The sequence below is a fragment of the Gordonia sp. WA4-43 genome, from assembly GCF_020520305.1.
In the GTDB taxonomy this organism is placed as follows: Bacteria; Actinomycetota; Actinomycetes; order Mycobacteriales; family Mycobacteriaceae; genus Gordonia; species Gordonia hongkongensis.
Map to the genome: position 1 here is coordinate 844978 of NZ_CP084736.1, position 17046 is coordinate 862023.

General features: G+C 67.2%; 16 protein-coding genes. 9 read left to right on the top strand and 7 right to left on the bottom strand.

Translation table 11 applies throughout. From position 1 onward, the window contains the following. The first annotated feature begins 55 nt into the window (after positions 1-55). The 6 genes from LEL84_RS03870 to LEL84_RS03895 all read left to right on the top strand — a co-directional run bounded on the left by LEL84_RS03870 (position 56) and on the right by LEL84_RS03895 (position 7871). A complete protein-coding gene (locus LEL84_RS03870; protein ID WP_005179570.1) occupies positions 56-445 on the top strand; it encodes an ArsR/SmtB family transcription factor in 390 nt (129 codons plus the stop codon). Beyond that, positions 442-2406 carry a heavy metal translocating P-type ATPase gene (locus tag LEL84_RS03875; RefSeq protein WP_226513389.1) on the top strand — a complete coding sequence of 655 codons (1965 nt, stop codon included), beginning with the start codon at positions 442-444 and terminating at the stop codon, positions 2404-2406. Before LEL84_RS03870 ends, LEL84_RS03875 begins: the two co-directional genes overlap by 4 nt. Beyond that, positions 2403-2933 (top strand): signal peptidase II, encoded by a 531-nt coding sequence (lspA, locus tag LEL84_RS03880; RefSeq protein WP_005179567.1) that lies wholly within the window; start codon positions 2403-2405, stop codon positions 2931-2933. Before LEL84_RS03875 ends, lspA begins: the two co-directional genes overlap by 4 nt. Next, entirely contained in the window at positions 2884-4461 is a 1578-nt protein-coding gene (locus tag LEL84_RS03885; RefSeq protein ID WP_005179563.1) for a DHA2 family efflux MFS transporter permease subunit, read from the top strand. Before lspA ends, LEL84_RS03885 begins: the two co-directional genes overlap by 50 nt. A 93-nt stretch (positions 4462-4554) precedes the next feature. Then, on the top strand, positions 4555-5145 hold the full coding sequence (locus LEL84_RS03890) for a cadmium resistance transporter (protein ID WP_005179560.1): 591 nt from the start codon (positions 4555-4557) through the stop codon (positions 5143-5145). A gap of 1331 nt (positions 5146-6476) precedes the next feature. Continuing rightward, positions 6477-7871: an IS1380 family transposase gene (locus tag LEL84_RS03895; RefSeq protein WP_055476915.1), complete on the top strand. Its 1395-nt coding sequence runs from the start codon at positions 6477-6479 to the stop codon at positions 7869-7871. A gap of 157 nt (positions 7872-8028) precedes the next feature. Here LEL84_RS03895 and LEL84_RS03900 read toward each other — a convergent pair whose 3' ends face one another. From LEL84_RS03900 to LEL84_RS03915, 4 genes are all read right to left on the bottom strand, one after another. Continuing rightward, complete coding sequence (locus LEL84_RS03900) at positions 8029-9159, bottom strand: PIN-like domain-containing protein (protein ID WP_137809386.1); 1131 nt, start codon at positions 9157-9159, stop codon at positions 8029-8031. Positions 9160-9217: 58 nt separating this feature from the next. Beyond that, the gene (locus LEL84_RS03905; RefSeq protein ID WP_055476913.1) at positions 9218-10249 is read right to left on the bottom strand and encodes a nucleotidyl transferase AbiEii/AbiGii toxin family protein; all 1032 of its coding nucleotides are present in this window, start codon (positions 10247-10249) and stop codon (positions 9218-9220) included. Then, positions 10249-10917, bottom strand: coding sequence for a type IV toxin-antitoxin system AbiEi family antitoxin domain-containing protein (locus LEL84_RS03910; protein WP_055476912.1), 669 nt, complete (start codon positions 10915-10917; stop codon positions 10249-10251). Before LEL84_RS03910 ends, LEL84_RS03905 begins: the two co-directional genes overlap by 1 nt. Before the next feature lie 125 nt (positions 10918-11042). Continuing rightward, positions 11043-12833 carry a DNA cytosine methyltransferase gene (locus LEL84_RS03915; protein WP_226513390.1) on the bottom strand — a complete coding sequence of 597 codons (1791 nt, stop codon included), beginning with the start codon at positions 12831-12833 and terminating at the stop codon, positions 11043-11045. A gap of 84 nt (positions 12834-12917) precedes the next feature. Between LEL84_RS03915 and LEL84_RS03920 the strand changes: the two genes are divergently transcribed. Together LEL84_RS03920 and LEL84_RS03925 are read left to right on the top strand one after the other, a co-directional pair. Continuing rightward, positions 12918-13295, top strand: coding sequence for a hypothetical protein (locus LEL84_RS03920; RefSeq protein ID WP_204719020.1), 378 nt, complete (start codon positions 12918-12920; stop codon positions 13293-13295). 125 nt (positions 13296-13420) lie between these two features. Next, the gene (locus LEL84_RS03925) at positions 13421-13657 is read left to right on the top strand and encodes a helix-turn-helix domain-containing protein (RefSeq protein WP_055476910.1); all 237 of its coding nucleotides are present in this window, start codon (positions 13421-13423) and stop codon (positions 13655-13657) included. A 262-nt stretch (positions 13658-13919) separates the two neighbouring features. Here the strand turns inward: LEL84_RS03925 and LEL84_RS03930 are convergent, their stop codons facing one another. The 3 genes from LEL84_RS03930 to LEL84_RS03940 are packed head-to-tail and all read right to left on the bottom strand — an operon-like array spanning position 13920 to position 16399. After that, a complete protein-coding gene (locus LEL84_RS03930) occupies positions 13920-15008 on the bottom strand; it encodes a hypothetical protein (RefSeq protein WP_055476909.1) in 1089 nt (362 codons plus the stop codon). Positions 15009-15025: 17 nt separating this feature from the next. Next, positions 15026-15367, bottom strand: a complete 342-nt coding sequence (locus tag LEL84_RS03935) for a hypothetical protein (protein ID WP_055476908.1) — start codon at positions 15365-15367, stop codon at positions 15026-15028. A gap of 39 nt (positions 15368-15406) precedes the next feature. Beyond that, positions 15407-16399, bottom strand: coding sequence for a hypothetical protein (locus tag LEL84_RS03940; RefSeq protein ID WP_055476907.1), 993 nt, complete (start codon positions 16397-16399; stop codon positions 15407-15409). 368 nt (positions 16400-16767) lie between these two features. On the opposite strand from LEL84_RS03940, the gene LEL84_RS03945 reads away from it, so the two are divergent. Then, a complete protein-coding gene (locus LEL84_RS03945) occupies positions 16768-16974 on the top strand; it encodes a helix-turn-helix transcriptional regulator (RefSeq protein WP_165630006.1) in 207 nt (68 codons plus the stop codon). Positions 16975-17046 lie beyond the last annotated feature (72 nt).

Here is a 17046-nt window from a genome sequence, read left to right on the forward strand (position 1 = left end):
GAGATTAATCACACTCTCACTCGATATCAATAGCTTTCGCCGCTATCATCGCTTTATGGCGATTAATGATGGCGGGGGTTGCCTCGTCGAGACGCAGGGGTTGGATCCGGCGGTGGCCCTGTTCCACAGCCTCTCCGATGCGACACGGTTGGCGATCGTGCACCGGCTGGCGTGCGGGGAAGCGCGGGTCTTGGACCTGATGGCCGGGCTCGGACTGGCTCAGTCAACGGTATCGGCGCACGTAGCGTGCCTGCGCGACTGCGGGCTGGTCGTGGGCCGCCCGCAAGGGCGGCAGGTGTTCTACAGCCTGGCCCGCCCGGAGTTGATGGACCTACTCGCCTCGGCAGAGACCTTGCTCGCGGCGACAGGCAATGCGGTGGCGTTGTGCCCGAACTACGGCACCGACTCCACCACCGAGACGGAGAGCGCGGAGGTACGAGCATGAGCGACGCATGCGGCTGCGGCCACGACGAACCCGCCGGTGACGGCGAGGCCGAGGAACGCGAACCCGAAAAGCTCTGGGAAGTCAGTGAACTGCGCGCCGCCGCGGTCGCCGGAGTGCTGCTGGTCGCGGCACTGATCGTCGGCTGGACCGGCGGCCCACGCGCCGTCGAGTTGGGGTTGGAGATCGCCGCACTGCTCGTCGGTGCATACACCTTCGTCCCCTCCACGCTCAAACGGCTGGCCAAGGGCAAGATCGGTGTCGGCACGCTGATGACGATCGCCGCGATCGGCGCGGTGATCCTCGGCGAGGTCGGCGAAGCCGCCATGCTGGCGTTCCTGTTCTCCATCAGCGAGGGCCTCGAGGAGTACGCGGTCGCGCGCACCCGCCGCGGGCTGCGCGCCCTGTTGAACCTGGTACCGGACCGGGCCACCGTGCTACGCGACGGCACCGAAACCGTCATCGCCCCTGCCGAGCTGCGCGTCGGGGATCGGATGCTGGTGCGCCCCGGTGAGCGGGTCGCGACCGACGGGGTGATCGTCGACGGGCGTAGCGCGCTGGATGTTTCGGCGATCACCGGCGAATCGGTACCGGTAGAAGCCGGGCCGGGCGCGGAGGTGTTCGCCGGGGCGATCAACGGCACCGGTGTGCTGACCGTCGAGGTCACCACGACCGCCGAGGACAACTCCCTGGCACGGATCGTGCGGATCGTGGAGGCCGAGCAGGCCCGCAAGGGCGACGCTCAACGCTTGGCCGACAAGATCGCCAAACCGCTGGTGCCCGGCATCATGATCGCCGCCACAGCCATCGCGGTGATTGGCGCGCTCTTCGGGGATCCGGTCACCTGGATCGAACGTGCGCTGGTGGTGCTGGTCGCCGCCTCACCGTGCGCGCTGGCGATCTCGGTGCCGGTGACCGTGGTCGCCGCGATCGGTGCGGCGAGCAAGCTGGGTGTGCTGGTCAAGGGCGGTGCCGCACTCGAGGCGATGGGCCGGGTGCGCGAGGTCGCGCTGGACAAGACCGGCACGCTGACGGCGAACAAGCCTGCCGTCGTCGAGATCGCCGCCACCGGCGGTGTGCACAGGGACCGGGTGCTGGCGGTCGCGGCCGCGCTGGAATCGCGCAGTGAACATCCCCTCGCCCGCGCCATCCTCGCCGCCGTCGACACCGTCACTCCCGCCACCGACGTCGAGGCGGTCACCGGTGCCGGGTTGACCGGCCGCGTCGACGGACGCCGGGCGCGGCTGGGCCGTCCGGGCTGGATCGAACCGGGTGTTCTGGCCGCCGATGTGGAACGGATGCAGCACGCGGGGGCGACCGCGGTGCTGATCGAGCTCGACGGCCAGGTGATCGGTGCGATCGCTGTGCGCGACGAACTGCGGCCCGAGGCACACGAGGTCATCGACCGATTGCACGCGCTGGGAATCCGGGTCTCGATGCTCACCGGTGACAACGCCCGCACCGCCGCCGCTCTGGCCGCTGAGGCGGGGATCGAGGACGTGCACGCGGATCTGCGCCCGGAGGACAAGGCCCACATCGTGGGCGAACTGCGCAGCGACCGGTTCACCGCGATGGTCGGCGACGGCGTCAACGACGCCCCCGCACTGGCAACCGCCGACCTCGGTGTGGCGATGGGCGCGATGGGCACCGATGTCGCTATCGAAACCGCGGATGTGGCGTTGATGGGTGAGGACCTGCGGCACCTGCCGCGGGCTCTCGAGCACGCTCGTCGGGCTCGCCGGATCATGTTGCAAAACGTCGGTTTGTCGTTGGGGTTGATCACGATCTTGATCCCGCTCGCGCTGTTCGGGATTCTCGGGTTGGCGGCGGTGGTGCTGGTGCACGAACTCGCCGAGATCGTCGTCATCGCCAACGGTGTCCGCGCCGGACGCACCAAACCCCTGGCCTCGCTGACCGATTCGGCGGCAAAGCCCGCACCGGTACTGGCCGGAGCGCCCGCGTGACCGCCACCGCGTCGTCTGCTCCCACCGTGTCGCGGTGGGGGCGGCGACTGCGGTGGGTCGCTGCCGCGGCCGCGCTGGCCGGTATCGACCTCACGCTCAAAGCGTGGGCGCAGACCACGCTGGCCGGGGCCCCGATCGAGGCGGGTCCGGTGGACCTTAAGTTGGCGTTCAACCCGGGAGCGGCGTTCTCGATCGCCGCCGACGCACCGAGCTGGGTGATGCTCACGCTCACCACGGTGATCACCACCGCGGTCGCGGTCGGCGGATGGGTGGTCGCGCCGCGCGCGAACCTGCTCACCCGCGTCGCGCTCGCCGCGATCCTGGGCGGTGCCGCCGCCAACGTCATCGACCGGGCCCCCGACGGTGTGGTCACCGACTACCTGCACACCGGCTGGTGGCCCACCTTCAACCTCGCCGACACCTTCATCGTGCTCGGCGCGACCGCCCTCATCATCGCCACTCTGATCGGAAACTCCGATGAGCGAGAACCACTCTCACCCGAACACCACGCCGACGACCGGGACTGAGCCGGGCCCGTCACGTCGGTGGGCAGGGCTGGCGGCGCTGGTCGTCGCCCTGCTCACCGTCGGGCTGGACCTGATGGTTCTCAACGTCGCCCTGCCCACCCTGGCCCAAGACCTCGGCGCGAGCACCACCCAGTTGCAGTGGATCGTCAACGCCTACACCCTGGTCTTCGCCGCGCTCATGCTGCCCGCCGGCGGCTTCGGTGACCGCTACGGTCGCAAACGGCTGCTGCTGATAGGTTTGGTCGCCTTCGTCGCCGCCTCGGCCTGGGCCGCTTTCAGCGGGTCCACCGGCTCGCTGATCGCCGCCCGCGCGGTCATGGGCATCGGGGCCGCGATCATCGTGCCGCTGTCGCTGGGGATCCTGCCGACCCTGTTCGGCCCCGACCAGCGTCGCCGCGCGATCGCGGTGTGGGTCGGTGCACTGGGTGTCGGGTTGCCGCTGGGGCCGATCGTCGGTGGCTGGCTGCTGCAGCATTTCTGGTGGGGCTCGGTGTTTCTGATCAACGTCCCGGTCGGTGTCGCCGCCCTGGTTGCCTGTGTGGTGCTGTTGCCCGAATCGGTCGACCCGCATGCACCGGCGTTGGACTGGCTCGGGATCCTCACCGCCGTGCCCGGTACGGCGGCGCTGGTATTCGGCATCATCCAGGCTCCCGCGTACGGGTGGACCGATCCCGTCGTGCTCGCGGCTCTGGCGGCCGGTGTGTGGCTGATCGCGGGATTTCTGGTGTGGGAAAGCCGTGCCCGCGACCCATTGGTCGATCTGGCACTGTTCACCAATCCGGCCTTCACCTGGCCCACCCTGGCCGCAACCGCGGGCACCTTCACCCTGGTCGGCGTGCTGTTCGTGCTGCCGCAATACCTGCAGATACTGCGCTACCACGACGCCTTCGGCACCGGCCTGCGCTTGGTGCCTCTGGTGCTGGCGATCATCGTCGCCGCAGCCGCTGTGGACAAGATCGTGACCCGACTCGGCGCCAAAATCCCGATCGCCACCGGCATGGTGATCGCCGCGGCCGGATTCGTGCTCGCATCCCGCATCACCGTCGACTCCGGCTACGGCTTCGTCGCGGTGTGCCTGGCGACCGTGGGCCTGGGAGCCGGGCTGGCGTTGGCGCCGGCTGTCGACGCGGTCATGGCGAGCCTGCCCGAGCATCGCAGCGCCGCAGGAGCTGGGTTGCTGATGGCCATTCGACAGGTCGGTGCCGCGTTCAGCGTCGCGATCCTGGGCACCCTGCTCACCGTCGTTTACACCCGCGACCTCGACCCCCACCTGAGCGGCCTGCCCGAACCAGTGGTCAGCGCGGCGCGTGACAACATCGCCGGAGCGCAACTTGCCGCGACCCAGATTCCCGGCCCAGCGGGCGCCGATCTGGCCGCGTCCAGCGCCCACGCCTACAGCCACGCCATGTCCGCAGTGTTCCTTGCCAGCGCCGCCATCAGCGCACTACTGGCCGCGGCCATCGCCGCCAAACTCCCCAACCACACTCCTGCGCCCGCGCCGACATCACCGGCGCGTGATCGAAACTGAAATAGCCACTCCCATGACAGCGGCTACGGCACGCGACACAACTGCGTGTCAGCCGAGCAGCAGTGCACTCCCAGAGAAAGGGCATCCGCCGGAATGGTTACCTCGATCCTGCAGGCCATCGGACTCTTCCTGGTGACCAACATCGACGACATCATCGTGCTTTCGCTGTTCTTCGCCCGCGGCGCGGGAACCCGCGGAACAACGGCCGCCATCGCGACCGGACAATATCTCGGTTTCGGAGCGATCCTCGCCGCGTCGGTCCTCGTAGCGCTGGGAGTCACGGCGCTGCTGCCCGAAGAAGCCATCGCCTACTTCGGGCTCATTCCTCTGCTGCTCGGTCTGCTCGCCGCCTGGAGAGCATGGCGCAACAACGGCGACGACGATGAACGGTTCGAGGGCAAGAAGGTCGCGGTCTGGACGGTGGCGGCGGTGACCTTCGCCAACGGCGGCGACAACATCGGCGTCTACGTCCCGGTCTTCGCGACCGTGGGTACAGCGGCGATCGTCGCCTACTCGGTCGTGTTCCTGCTCTTGGTCGCCGTGCTGGTGTTCACCGCGAAGTTCCTCACCACCCGCAAGGCCATCGCCGAGATCTTGGAACGGTGGGAACACATCCTGTTCCCGCTCGTGCTGATCGTTCTCGGAATCGTCATCCTCGTCAGCGGCGGCGCATTCGGCCTCTGACCGTCGTCCCGGTCTGCACGGCCCAGATCACGGAGGACAGCGGCGATCGGCTCCAAAGAATGAAGTGCTATTCGAGGCCGTAACCGGTAGACAGCCGTCCTTCGGTTGGTCCATGGTTGTGCTCAGGGGCGCTGCACCGTTGTGGCACTACTACCACTGTGGCACTACTACCATCGACGTAGTTCAAGGCCTCCGGCAACGTGGGGCTTCTACCGCGCCTAGCGGGGTCGCTCGTGCAAACGCTTTAGTCGGGCGCTGTCATCGTTGCGAACTGTTTCCGCCCCAGCGCATAGCCCTGACCCACTGGTCAACTTAAAACGCTGATGGAACCGTGAGGGGCGCCGGTTCGGCGCGCCCGCGCGGAGAGAAACTAACCCACGTAGTAGTAACCTGTTCGTGGCTCGTTTGATATCGATCTGTTCCATCCGGGACGACTCTTGGACTGAAGGACCTTCCTTGGCACGGCATCGCAAAGCTGACCCCAGCCCGCTCCCCATTGGTATGCACACGTCCCCTCGCGGTGCCTCGGCGGCCTTCACCCTCGGAGCCACGGGGCCGCAGCCTTCGGGTGTCGCGCGTGCGGCGGGGCGACATCGGATGCCTCCCTCCCCCGAAGCTGTGGTCAGGTCCATCCGGCCCGCTACCTCTGTTCCCCCGCGCGCGTCGCACGCTCGGTCGGGGGGTGCGCCCGGGACGTCTTCATCTTCATATCTACCTCGCGATGGCCGTCCATACACGTCTCGCTCGCATGATGTATGGCCGCGCGCAGCCCGGTTCGATCATAGGGGTTTCGGGCCACCGCGCACACCGCGCACGGTCGATCTCGGCAGGAACCCAGGGCCGCAGCGCCTACTGCTCCATGGGAGCGGGCGTCCGGTCTCGATTGCCAAGGCAGTCAGCAAGTTCGATCTGCTTTTCTCGACGTGCTCGACGACGAGAAGGTCTCGGGCGCATCAGCCAGGTCGACGGCCGTTGCCGGGCTGAGTGGATCGCTCGTGGCCGCGGTGGTTCTCTGTGTAGCCGGCGGGGCCGCGGCCACCGCGCTCGCCGATCGTCACAATCCAACGAACACCCCAGCGCTCATGGCTGGCGTGTCCGCCGACGACCGATCCGCAGCAGCGCCACGACCTGTAGCCCCCGGATCGGTGGACGAAGAACAAGGCACCACTCTGGCAAGGGCATCGTCACGCGATGAGCTGTCCGCGGCCGTGCGGGAGCTAGCCTCGTGCTTTCACGCTGATTCCGTGTCGTGAATGAAGAATGGTGCCCTGACCTGGGATGATTGAGATTGCGAAGTCATCAATCGGACCAGATCGAGGAGCACCATTCAGGTGAGTAAGTCTACGTCGCCCTATCCCGTGCTGTCTGCAGATGGCACCGGAACCGGGGTAGTGTCGCAAGCCGGCGCCACGGTGTTGCTGCGGACAGCCGAGAAAACGGGCCTGACCACCGATTTATCGGACGCGTTGACACCGTGGCGTAAACCCCTGGCGACCCACGATCCAGGCAAGATCATCACGGATCTGGCCGTGGCAGTCGCGATCGGCGGTGATTGTCTGGCCGACATCAACCAACTGCGCGCCGACCCCGCCGTATTCGGTCAGGTCGCCTCTGACCCCACGGTGTCACGACTGATCTCGGCGTTGGCCGCCGACGCCCCAGCGGCATTGACGGCCATCAACTCCGCCCGCGCTGCTGCCCGGGCAGAGTGCTGGTCAGCAGCCGCCACGTCCGCCCCCGATCACGACGCCGATACTGGCGATCCCCTGATCGTCGATCTCGACGCAACCTTGGTGACCGCGCACTCGGAGAAACAGGATGCGGCACCAACCTACAAGCGCGGGTTCGGTTTCCACCCGCTGTGTGCGTTTGTCGATCACGGTAGCCAGGGCACTGGCGAACCCCTGGCCATCCAATTGCGGCCCGGCAACGCCGGCGCCAACACCGCCGCCGACCACATCACGGTCACCGCCGCCGCACTCGAGCAGCTACCGACGGTGCAGGGGTATCGGGTCGGCAAGTCGGTGCTGGTACGCACCGACTCGGCCGGCGGCACCCACGAGTTCCTCGGCTATCTCACCCGCCGGCGCCTGGCCTATTCAGTGGGATTCGGGCTGACCGAGACCATCGCGGCCGCAACCGACCGGATCAGTCCCGAGGCGTGGACCCCGGCCTACGATGCCGACGGCGTGCAACGCGACGGGGCGTGGGTGGCCGAGTTGACCGGGTTGATCGACCTATCGGGCTGGCCGCAGGGGATGCGTGTGATCGTCCGGAAGGAGAGGCCGCACCCGGGTGCACAATTGCGGTTCACCGACCGTGATGGGTTGCGGCTGACCGCGTTCGCCACCAACACCGTCCGTGGCCAACTCGCTGATCTGGAGCTGTGTCACCGGCGGCGGGCTCGATGTGAGGACCGGGTCCGTACCGCCAAAGACTGTGGCCTGACGAATCTCCCGCTGCACGGCTTCGATCAGAACCGGATCTGGTGCGCGATCGTGATGCTCGCCTGCGAGTTGATCGCCTGGACGCAGATGCTCGCGTTCACCGATCACCCTGCTCGCCGGTGGGAACCCAAGCGACTGCGCCACCGCGTGTTCTCGATCGCGGCCAAGATCAGCCGCCACGCCCGGCGAACCCGCATGAAGCTGGCCACCCACGCTCCGCACGTCGATCTGCTACTCGACGGGCTAGCAAGGCTTGCAGCACTTCCAGCGCCGGCCTGACCACCAGGCCGACCAACCTTCGATCCAGAAAGGACATTCACACCTCGGGGCCGTGAAACCCGACGCCCACCGACGCCTCGGACAACACCACACGGCCCACGCCCGAAATCCGGTCCTCAGACCACCCAACCGGGCCACTCAACAAGGGACCGCCACCTCACGAAACATCGAGGTTAGATGCCGGATTGCCTGGCCCGTACATAAACTTCTGGAACGACTTAGATGCGGGATTGTCTTCCCCGTACATGAAGTTCCGGAACGCCTCGGAGCGCAGCGTCGTGTCAAACGCCTCGTTGGTGCGAACCCATTCCCTCAGGCGCTCCATAGTCTCTTCGGGCAGAACGATCCTCGAACCAGAATCGGAGACAGAAATGCGTGCATTCTTGACCTCGTCGATCACATCGTTGTCCACATCGGCGTCGAGATAGGTGTTGAGGTCTTCGAGGAAGGTGTCCGAGTTCACGTGGTGGTATCGCTGGCCGGTTTCGTCAGCGAACTCACGCAGAAGGTCAGGTAGAGGCCCGAAGTCCTTGTCGTCAACGATCTGACGCCAGTCTGCCTTCATGTCGTCGCTCACAAACAGCACGTCCTGCTCGACAGCTCGGGCCAGGTCCATCATCTCCATCCAGATGAGTGGGTCACCGATCCCGCCGTCCCGCTTGGACTCATCGACTCCGGTCCCGGGGGGCATGGCAGCGGCGAGCCGAGCACGTGCCTGGTCCTCCCATGCCCGGAGGTCGGTCGATGTCCGCCGACGACCGATCTGACCGGCATCGGTGAACAGCTTCTCGATACGATCCCGGATTGGGTCATCTGTCTGAATTTGTTTGGGGTGGAGGATATTCGACTCACGCTCTGCCCGTATCGCTCCGTCGATGGTAGTCGCGGCTTCCTTGAATGCCGTGTCCGCCGCGTCGAGTAGTCGTTTCTGTACTCCGGTGTCCTTGACTTCCCTGATAGCCGCGCGAAGTTCCTGCAGGAGCTGACTATTGACGCCTTTGCCCTTGACTCCCGAGATGATGTTCGTCGCTCTGGTGTATTGCTTGGCGTGATCGGCTGCGACGGACAGTCGTTGACGGTGGTATTCGAAGCCGGCGCGGTAGGGAAGGAAGAGGCGCGGACGGATATCGTCCCGTTCGAGCTGGACGAGGATCTTCTCGCGGGACTCCTTCGATATCCGGTACAGGCCCAGCAGGACGTTGGCATCCAACGCGATTCTGGCCTTAGTGACGAAATCGCGGCGCTCATCGTCGCCATCGGAGTACCACTCACCGAACACATCACGCATCGCGTCCTCCTGCCTTCGCTGCGCCATTCCCGCTTTGCGGCGGGGCCGCTGGTCAAATCTAAAGCTCGGGTCCGTGGTCGCGGGAGCGTTCTGTGCTACGCGACGATGGCCGCGGGGAGGTCCCCGGTGCCGGTGTGCGCGGTGCCGCCTGTGCAGCACGGGTGTCGGCGAGCAGTTCTCCAATCGAACGTGGCCTGTCCGAAGTCCAGACACCGTCGTCGGGGTTCCACTGGCCGTTCTCTGTCGCGCCCGTCAGGATCGGTTCGATGAGGCTGTTGGCGGCCGTGAGCGCGGCGTCGGCCTGGTGCAGGTGCGCCGGCAAGCCGCTGTGCGCGGCGCGCTCTGGGTAGTCGCGCTCCCAGGTCGGGTTGGGCAGCACCAACGGCGCAGGGATCGTCAGGTCGCGGCGCTGTTCTTGGTGGCAGATCGCAGCATGCAGCTGCTCGGCGTCGAACGACTGGGTGCGGGCGAGGATGACGAGGTCGACCAGATCGTGGGCGCGGGTCGAGGGGCTGTCGCCGTGGGGGCCGTGCAGCTCGTAGAGGGCAGCGACTTTGTCGGCGACTGCCTCGGCGGCGGCCTGCATCCGGATCACGGGCATGGGGTCGAGTTCGTCGAGCGCGAGCACCGGGCGCGGGCTGATCGTCTCGGGCGGTAGCAGCATCTCCCGGTGGGTCGCGAGGTCGAGCGTGGCGTCGGAGAACCGTTGTCCGGCAAGGTTGTAACGGATACGCCCGGCGAACAAGCCCGGGCTACGAGTCGCGGTGATCGTGATGTCGAACTCGCCGAAGTCGCCGGGTCCGGGGTGGGCGGCCTGGCGCAGCGAGTGCTGCATGTGTTCGGCGTCGAGGCGGGTCGCCAGGTCGGCGTCGGCAGTCGGCCGCGCCTGGGTCGGCGCCCGGAATTGCAGGGCGGTGCCGCCGGTGAGGATCCACTGGTCGGCGTCGGGGGAACGGAACAGCCGGGCCAGGAACAACTGGAGGGTCACGGTCTGAGCGAGCTCGTCACGGCTGAATCTGCTCGTCCGAGCCTCGGCGGACAGGCGGGCTTTCAGCCCGGCACGGAAGGCCTCTTCGGACGCATACGCCATCAGCCGACCAGCACCGGTTCGGCCGGCATCTGGGCCTGATCGAGCAACGAGGCGAACAGCTCAGCACCCGAGGCGTACTTCCAGCGCGGCGCGGCCCGATCACATGCCGCGATCAGCTCGTCGGCGTCGACCAGCGATTCGGTCAGGCAGGTGTGCAGCGCGGTCCCGATGTGCCCGCCGTCGCCGTGGGTGAGCAGCAGGTCGACCACGGTGCGCGCGGGTGTGGTCACCGGCAGTCCGTCGACGAGGTCCCAGTCGCGGCCGCGGTCACCGATCGGCCGGCGCCAGGTGCGCACCGACGGGTCGCGGACGTTGATGCGATGCGGGCTGCTCAGCTCGAGCCCGGATGCGGTGATCGTGCCCAGCCGAAGGACCTGGGCGGCGGCGGCGTGGCTCACCACGCTGTCAGGGTGGGTGCGGCGGTCCTCGATGTCAGCGGCGGGGTGCAGCGCCAACCACTGTGCCGCCCAGTCACCGAGCGTGGTCCAGGCCGAGGACTCGGGGACCTCGTAGACACCGTGGTGTACCCGGACGATGGCCTCACGGGAAGCGAGGCGAGCCAGGACATACGGCGCGACGCCGAGGTTGCGGGCCTGGGCGGTGGTGAACAGCCCGAACTGGCGATCAGCCAGGTCGCGGATCGCACCCCACCGGCCAGCGTCAATCATGCAGCAATAATAGCAACGGGCGTGATCGGTGAGGCTTTCCGAGCTGTCCGAGCGCGGCCCGTCCGTGTGGACTGGGCCGGATGCCCCGGCACAGTGGTCACGGTGTGCCGGGGCGGTCGACGTCATCATCCGCTGGTGGGGTGCAGGACTTCGCGTAGGCGGGTGCCGATCCACAGCGGGACGGGTGGGGTGACGGCGTTGCCGTAGCCGTCGATCTGGTCGCGGCCTTTGCCCCAGACGGTGAAGGTGCCCTTGTGGTCGCCGAAGTCGGGGTCGAATCCGCAGCCGCGGCCGACCTCGTGCGGGGTCATCATGCGGAAGAAGCACTCATCGAGCGGGATGTCGGCGAGGGCGTCGCGCCAGTGAGTGGCCAGCAGGGCGGTGGTGTCGCGGCTGGTCAGGGTGCCCAGCGGATCGGTGAGCGGGTGCGCGGCGGTCTCGGTGCCGGTGCTGCCGTTCTGCTTGAACCAGCCCGCGAGCAGCGCGGGGTCGCCGGTCGCGGTGAGCAGGCCGGGGGTCTGTTCGGCGGTGACCGTCGGCATGGCCTGGGCGTGGCTGGTCGGGGTGGTGTGTTTGCGGAAGGGCACCACACCGGAGGACACGATGCTCAGGGTTTCCGAACCGCCCTGGGTGGGCAGCGCCTCATCGAGGCCGCGTGGTGCGCCCTGGAAGTTGTTGATGGCCATCGCGACCGGGGGAGTGAGCAGGCCGGTGGCGTTGGTGGCGGTCTGGGTCCACAGCGGCTGCCCCAGGGTTCGGGTCCGGCACTGCGATCCGGGGCGCTCGAAGGTGTTTCCGGCGGCGACCATGATCGCGCCGGTACTGAGCAGCGCGGTCTCTTGCTGCGAGGTTTGCGTCGACATCGGTTGCAGCGGGTGGCGTTCCACGCCGCGTTGGGCCTTGGCCGGCATCAGCACGGCGGGGAACTCGGCGAACTTCTGACGGCACCGCTCCGCGCGGGCCATGGTCGCCGGGGCCAGCGGCTTGGCCCGCTCGCCGATCCGGGTTCCCAGGTGGGTGAGGTCCAAGGCGGTCAGCGACGGTGTGGCGGTGGGGGAGACCTCACCGAAGCAACGCGGGCAGCGGTAGTTGTACTGCTTGCCGTAGCGCACCGATCCGCTCGCGGGCACGCCGGTCTTCCACGCCCACATCGCCTCGACGGCCTCGTCGCAGGGGCCGCACCACGCCTGGGGGCGGTGGTCGAGGTCGGGGGCGGGCAGTGTGCGGTCCCAGAACACGATGTAGAGCCGGTCCCGGCTCTGTGGGACGCCGAAGAACATCGAGTTGAGGTAGAGCACCTTGTGCTCGTAGCCGAGCTTGGTGATCTCGCGCAGCCACCACCGATACGTCGACCCGTCGCCGACCTTGCGTCGGCCGGGGACCGCTGGACCCCAGGACTGCAACTCGGTGGTGCATTCGACCAGGATCAGCAGGGGGTGGTGCTGGTCGGCGTAGTGCAGCACACAGTTGGCCGTTGCGCGGTCCCGCTCGGATCGGGTGGCGCGTTCCTCGAACTCGGGGTCGTCGAGGTCGAACAACGTCAGACCCTGTGCGTAGGCGCGCTGGGTGTTGGCCTGGGAATGGTTGGTGCAGGTCACCCCGGCGACCAGCAGATCGGCCGCCGGGAGTTCGCGCACCGAGTGGTAGGTGTCGGAGTCGGTGTTGATCAGATCGGCGATCCAGTGCTCGACATGCGGGTGGTTGGCCTCGTGCACCTCGACCTTGTAGCGGTTGTGGTTGGCCCCGACGATAGTGTCGAATCCGGCGGCCTCGATGCCCTGGGTGAATCCGCCGAATCCCGAGAACAAGTCCAGCGCGGTCGGGTTGTCGTGACGGAATCGTCTACGGCGCAGCGCCGGTCGATGTTCCGCTGTCTTCGAGATGATGTGCCCCATGATCGTCGCTTCCTCGCTCATTCCATCCTCGGTGGTTGCCTATAGACTACCATTGACGGTAGCCTATAGGCAACCATCAAGGCACGGAGCAAGAAGGAGCAGCACATGGCAACGACCACCGAAAACAACTGCGCGGCAACACCGATGAGTGGTCATGCGCGAGCGATCGCCGCAGGCATCGAGCAGTGGCGCCAAGCCTGCGACCTCGCAGGAGGTGTCGACGCTGAACATGACGCGGCCGCCGCCCTGGTCGGGCTGGTCGAGCAAGCGATGCCGGAGCTGGCGCGCACCGAGGTTGTCGAGCGGTCGTATCTGGTACGCCGGGTGCAGCGCTATGTCGGCCCGCTGCCCGAGCAGTGGGCAGCGATGGACGATTCCGAGCGCGACCAGTACGTCTGCGGCCACTGGCTGGCCATTGAGGAGTTCGACGAGCACATCGACGACGACCAGCTGACCGTGACGATCGTGAAACCCGCGCAGTGAGTAGCTGTCCCGCGTCGGCCGGGCGCACCGCCGTCGTCCTGCCGCCCGTGGCGACCTCGCCGGTAGGCTCAGCCATGCCGAGTGTGCCCGCCGACCTGGCGGGCGACAGGGGAGGAGGAGCCGTCATGGCCGTCGACATCGACGAACCTGCGTTGCTACGCGCTCTCGGAGAAGCGATCACGACCCGCCGCGAGGAACTGGGCCTCAGTCAGCGGGCCCTTGGTCTCGAGGCCGGCGTCGAGCGCAACATGCTGCGCGGCGTGGAAGACGGATCGCGGCGGGCAACCGTCATCACCCTGGCGCGCATCGCCGGAGCGCTGAAAGTGCCGATTTCGCAACTACTTCAGCAGATCGGGCGCTAACACTCCACGACCCTCAGTGAAGACCCGCACCGGCTGGTCGTCGCCGCGCGTAGCCAGGAGGGAGGGGAGGGGGCTGCACATTCGGGGGAGTTCGCCGCCCTCCCCTCCTATCCTGTGAGGAACGATCTTCGGTTGGGTGTGGCAACTCAGAAGAACGTCCCGCCACACTAGCAAATCGTCTCTTTGCTGTAGTCACCGCCGCGCGCGCACTTGGCGTTTGTGATCGCAGACACTTCCTGCTGGCCGCCTCGGCGACGTGGCCTCAGGCGGCGCCGGTGGGCAACTGCGGGATGAGTTGCTGGTCGAGGGCGGGCAGTGCGGCGATGTCGGCCCAGGACACCGAGACGGTGTGGATGCGGTCGAGGCAGGCGGTGATGTCGCGTTTGACTGCGGCGAGTTCGGGATCGTCGGCGCTGCTGCGGGTGAGTCGGGTGACGAGTTTGTTGAGGCGTTGCAGCGCGGCGCGTTCGGTGGGGCTGCGATCGTCGAGCCCGACGGCGGCGGCGTGGTCATTCGCGTCGTGCCAGGCCGCCCAGGCGCGGTCGGCGAGGGCCAGTGTGTGGTCGACGTCGTTGGCGGTGGAGTGTTCGCCTAGGGCGTCGACGGCGGCCGCGAGATCGGTCATGGCGCTGGTGTAGGCGACCGTGGTGGCAACGGTGCCGGTGGTGTCGTGCAGCAGGGGTTTGGTGAGGTACCAGGCTTCGGTGTCGAGTTTGTAGTGCCCCCAGGCGGCGAGCAGGTCATCGAGCGAGCGGGCGGCGGCGGCTCGGCGCCGGGCGAGGTCGTCGTCCCCGGCGACGGACGGCTGGTCGGGAGTGTCGTCGTCGCGACCGGCGTAGGCGACGTGGGCGGCCTGTTCAACTATGCCCTGCCAGCCGCGAGCATCCTGGCCGGAGTGGTGAAGGGTGTAGTAGCACCAGTAGGCGGCGATGGGGGTGAGAGCGGCCATGACCATTGCTACGACGTTGAACCCGTCCAGGGACGGCGGCAGCTCGAAGCCGAAGGCGCCGAGGAGGTACGCTGCTGGACCCGTCAGTCCGAAGAAGCCATAGAAGGCGATGTCGCCGCCATGTCGAGCCGGGTGCTGTCCGCTGAGGCGGAAGTCCTGTTTGAGGTCGGCCAGCTCCGCGGCCGCGGCCAGCTCGTCCACCCGCCTGCGTAGCTCATTGTGAGCGATCACAGCGCCTCTGGGGTCTGCCAAGCTGCCGCTCGCCTGCACGCCGTCTGCGGCGAGGACGATCTGGACTGCCCGCGCCCTCAGCAGGGGGTCGGGATGGGTGCGGATGCGTTCGGCGACGTGCGCGACGAAGTCGGCGCGGTCGGTGCCGGCGCGAATCGTCCTGTCGTTCACTAGATGCGGACCCTTCGTCAGGGAATGGATTCGATGTCCGGCGGGCCGGACGACCGCCGACGGTTGTCCAGCGCGCGGCGTAGCTCGGCCCAGAATCCGAACAGTCCGAGGATCAAAACGTTGACGACGGTGCAGAAGATCGCCATGAGGGTGATTAGAGTTACGTCGCCGGCCTGGTACTGGCCGGAGGCGATCGTGAGGACTGCGCCGGTCACAAGGGTGACGGTCGAGGCCACCGGGGGTGCGGCCGCGAGCAGACGCACCCCTCGGCGACGGTGTGGGTATGCCGAGTTGGCGACAGCCAGGGCGAGGACTCCGGCCAATTGCAAGGCGACGGCGAAGTACAGGAAGGACCACACGGTTGACCCCTTTCGTAGGTCGGTGGCGTTCAATGTGGGTCATTGTTGCAGCTGCGGCCGACAGACTGCCGTGTTGAGTTGCCGCTGAACAGCTTCTGCGACCAGCGCCCGGACCGGTGGGATGCGGCGTGCGCCGGCCTCGGCGATGAGTGTGGTGATGCGGTCGAGCAGGTTGTCGCGGTAGGCGTCGGTGATGGTCGGGTCCAGTGCCTGGTCGAGCATTTTGCGTGCTCGGGTGAGCTTTCCACGCTTGGCGGGCTGGATGTTCAGGCCGGTCTCGCGGGCATGGCGTGAGGCACTGTCCCGTGCGTCGCGGGCAGCGAGGGCGGTGGCGACGGCACGGTCGGCGAGGTCTCTGTCCAGGGGCCGGGAGTCGTAGGCCGCAGCGTGGGCCGCGGTGTAGGCGTCGAGGAACGCCGCGGTGCGGGGATCGTTGGTGTCGTCGAGGAGTGGGCGCGCGAACAACCGGTCGGCGAGGTCGGCGTGGTAGGCGGCGTACTCGGCGTCGATGGAGCCCAGGACGTCGGCCGCCTTGACCCACTGAGCACGCACACTCGTCACCAGAACGGCTCGGCGAGAACGTGCTTGGCTCACTTTGTGGCAGGCGAGAACCGCGACAGCGATGACGATGAGGCTGGCCGCGGCGGCTCCGCAGATGATCCACAGCGTCGTGTAGTCGGTGGGCGCCTCGGGGGCAGACGGTGTCTGCTCGGCCGGGGCCGGCGGCGGTGGCGCGGGGGACGCGTCGGGGGAGGTTGGCTGCCTGTCCCGATCCGGGCCGGGGCCGACCAGTGTCAGAACGAGTCCGACGGAGGAGAGGATGACACCACCGACCGCAAGTGGAACGACGGCGGCGGCGCCCCCGCCTGATTTCTTCGCAATGGCGGCTCGCAGGCCCGCCCCCAACAAGATGACCACCCCGATGATCGAGGCCCCCCATCCGAGATTGGCCGCCACCTGCACAAAGGCCTCAGGGGCCTCCGGTATGAGGGGAGCTGCGTCGGCCAGGACTCCGAGAGTTGCGAACTCCATTGGCCTACCGCCCCTTTCGCTGATCGGCAGACGCCACGTCAGGAGTGAACTCGACAAGCCGCTGTCGGAATCCAGCATCGAACGCCGAGGTCGGCGGGTAGTGCGCCAGGATCGCCGCTGCGGCGCTCGCCCGGGCGGTCGGGGTGATGCGGCGGATGGTGTGATCGGCGGCGAGATAGCCGGAGGCTTGTTCGATTAGAGTGGGGCATTGGTGCATGTCACGGCCCTTTCCGTGGTGTGCGTCGGGTCCGTGGGTGTTCCAGCACCCGCGGACCACTCTTGTTTCTGCCCGAGTCGGCAGCGAAGGTTCACCGCATCATCAGCGATGATGGTTTTAGTCTACATAGGTGTGGGTTATAGTCAACATCGTGGAGAGACTTCGGGAGCTGGGCAGCCGGGTGCGTGACGCGCGGACCGGTCGCGGTCAGACGCAGGCCGAAGTAGCCAAAGCTGTTGGCGTGCACCGGACACACTTGTCGGCGATCGAGTCCGGCGGTGAGAACATCACCGTCGGGACGCTGTACCGGATCGCTGACCACTTCGACATACCTGCTTCGCAGCTACTTCCGGATTGATGACCTGTGTGACTCTCGGACGCATCGTGGCATCGAGTCGGGCGTCGATGGTGGAGATGACGGCCCTTGGTA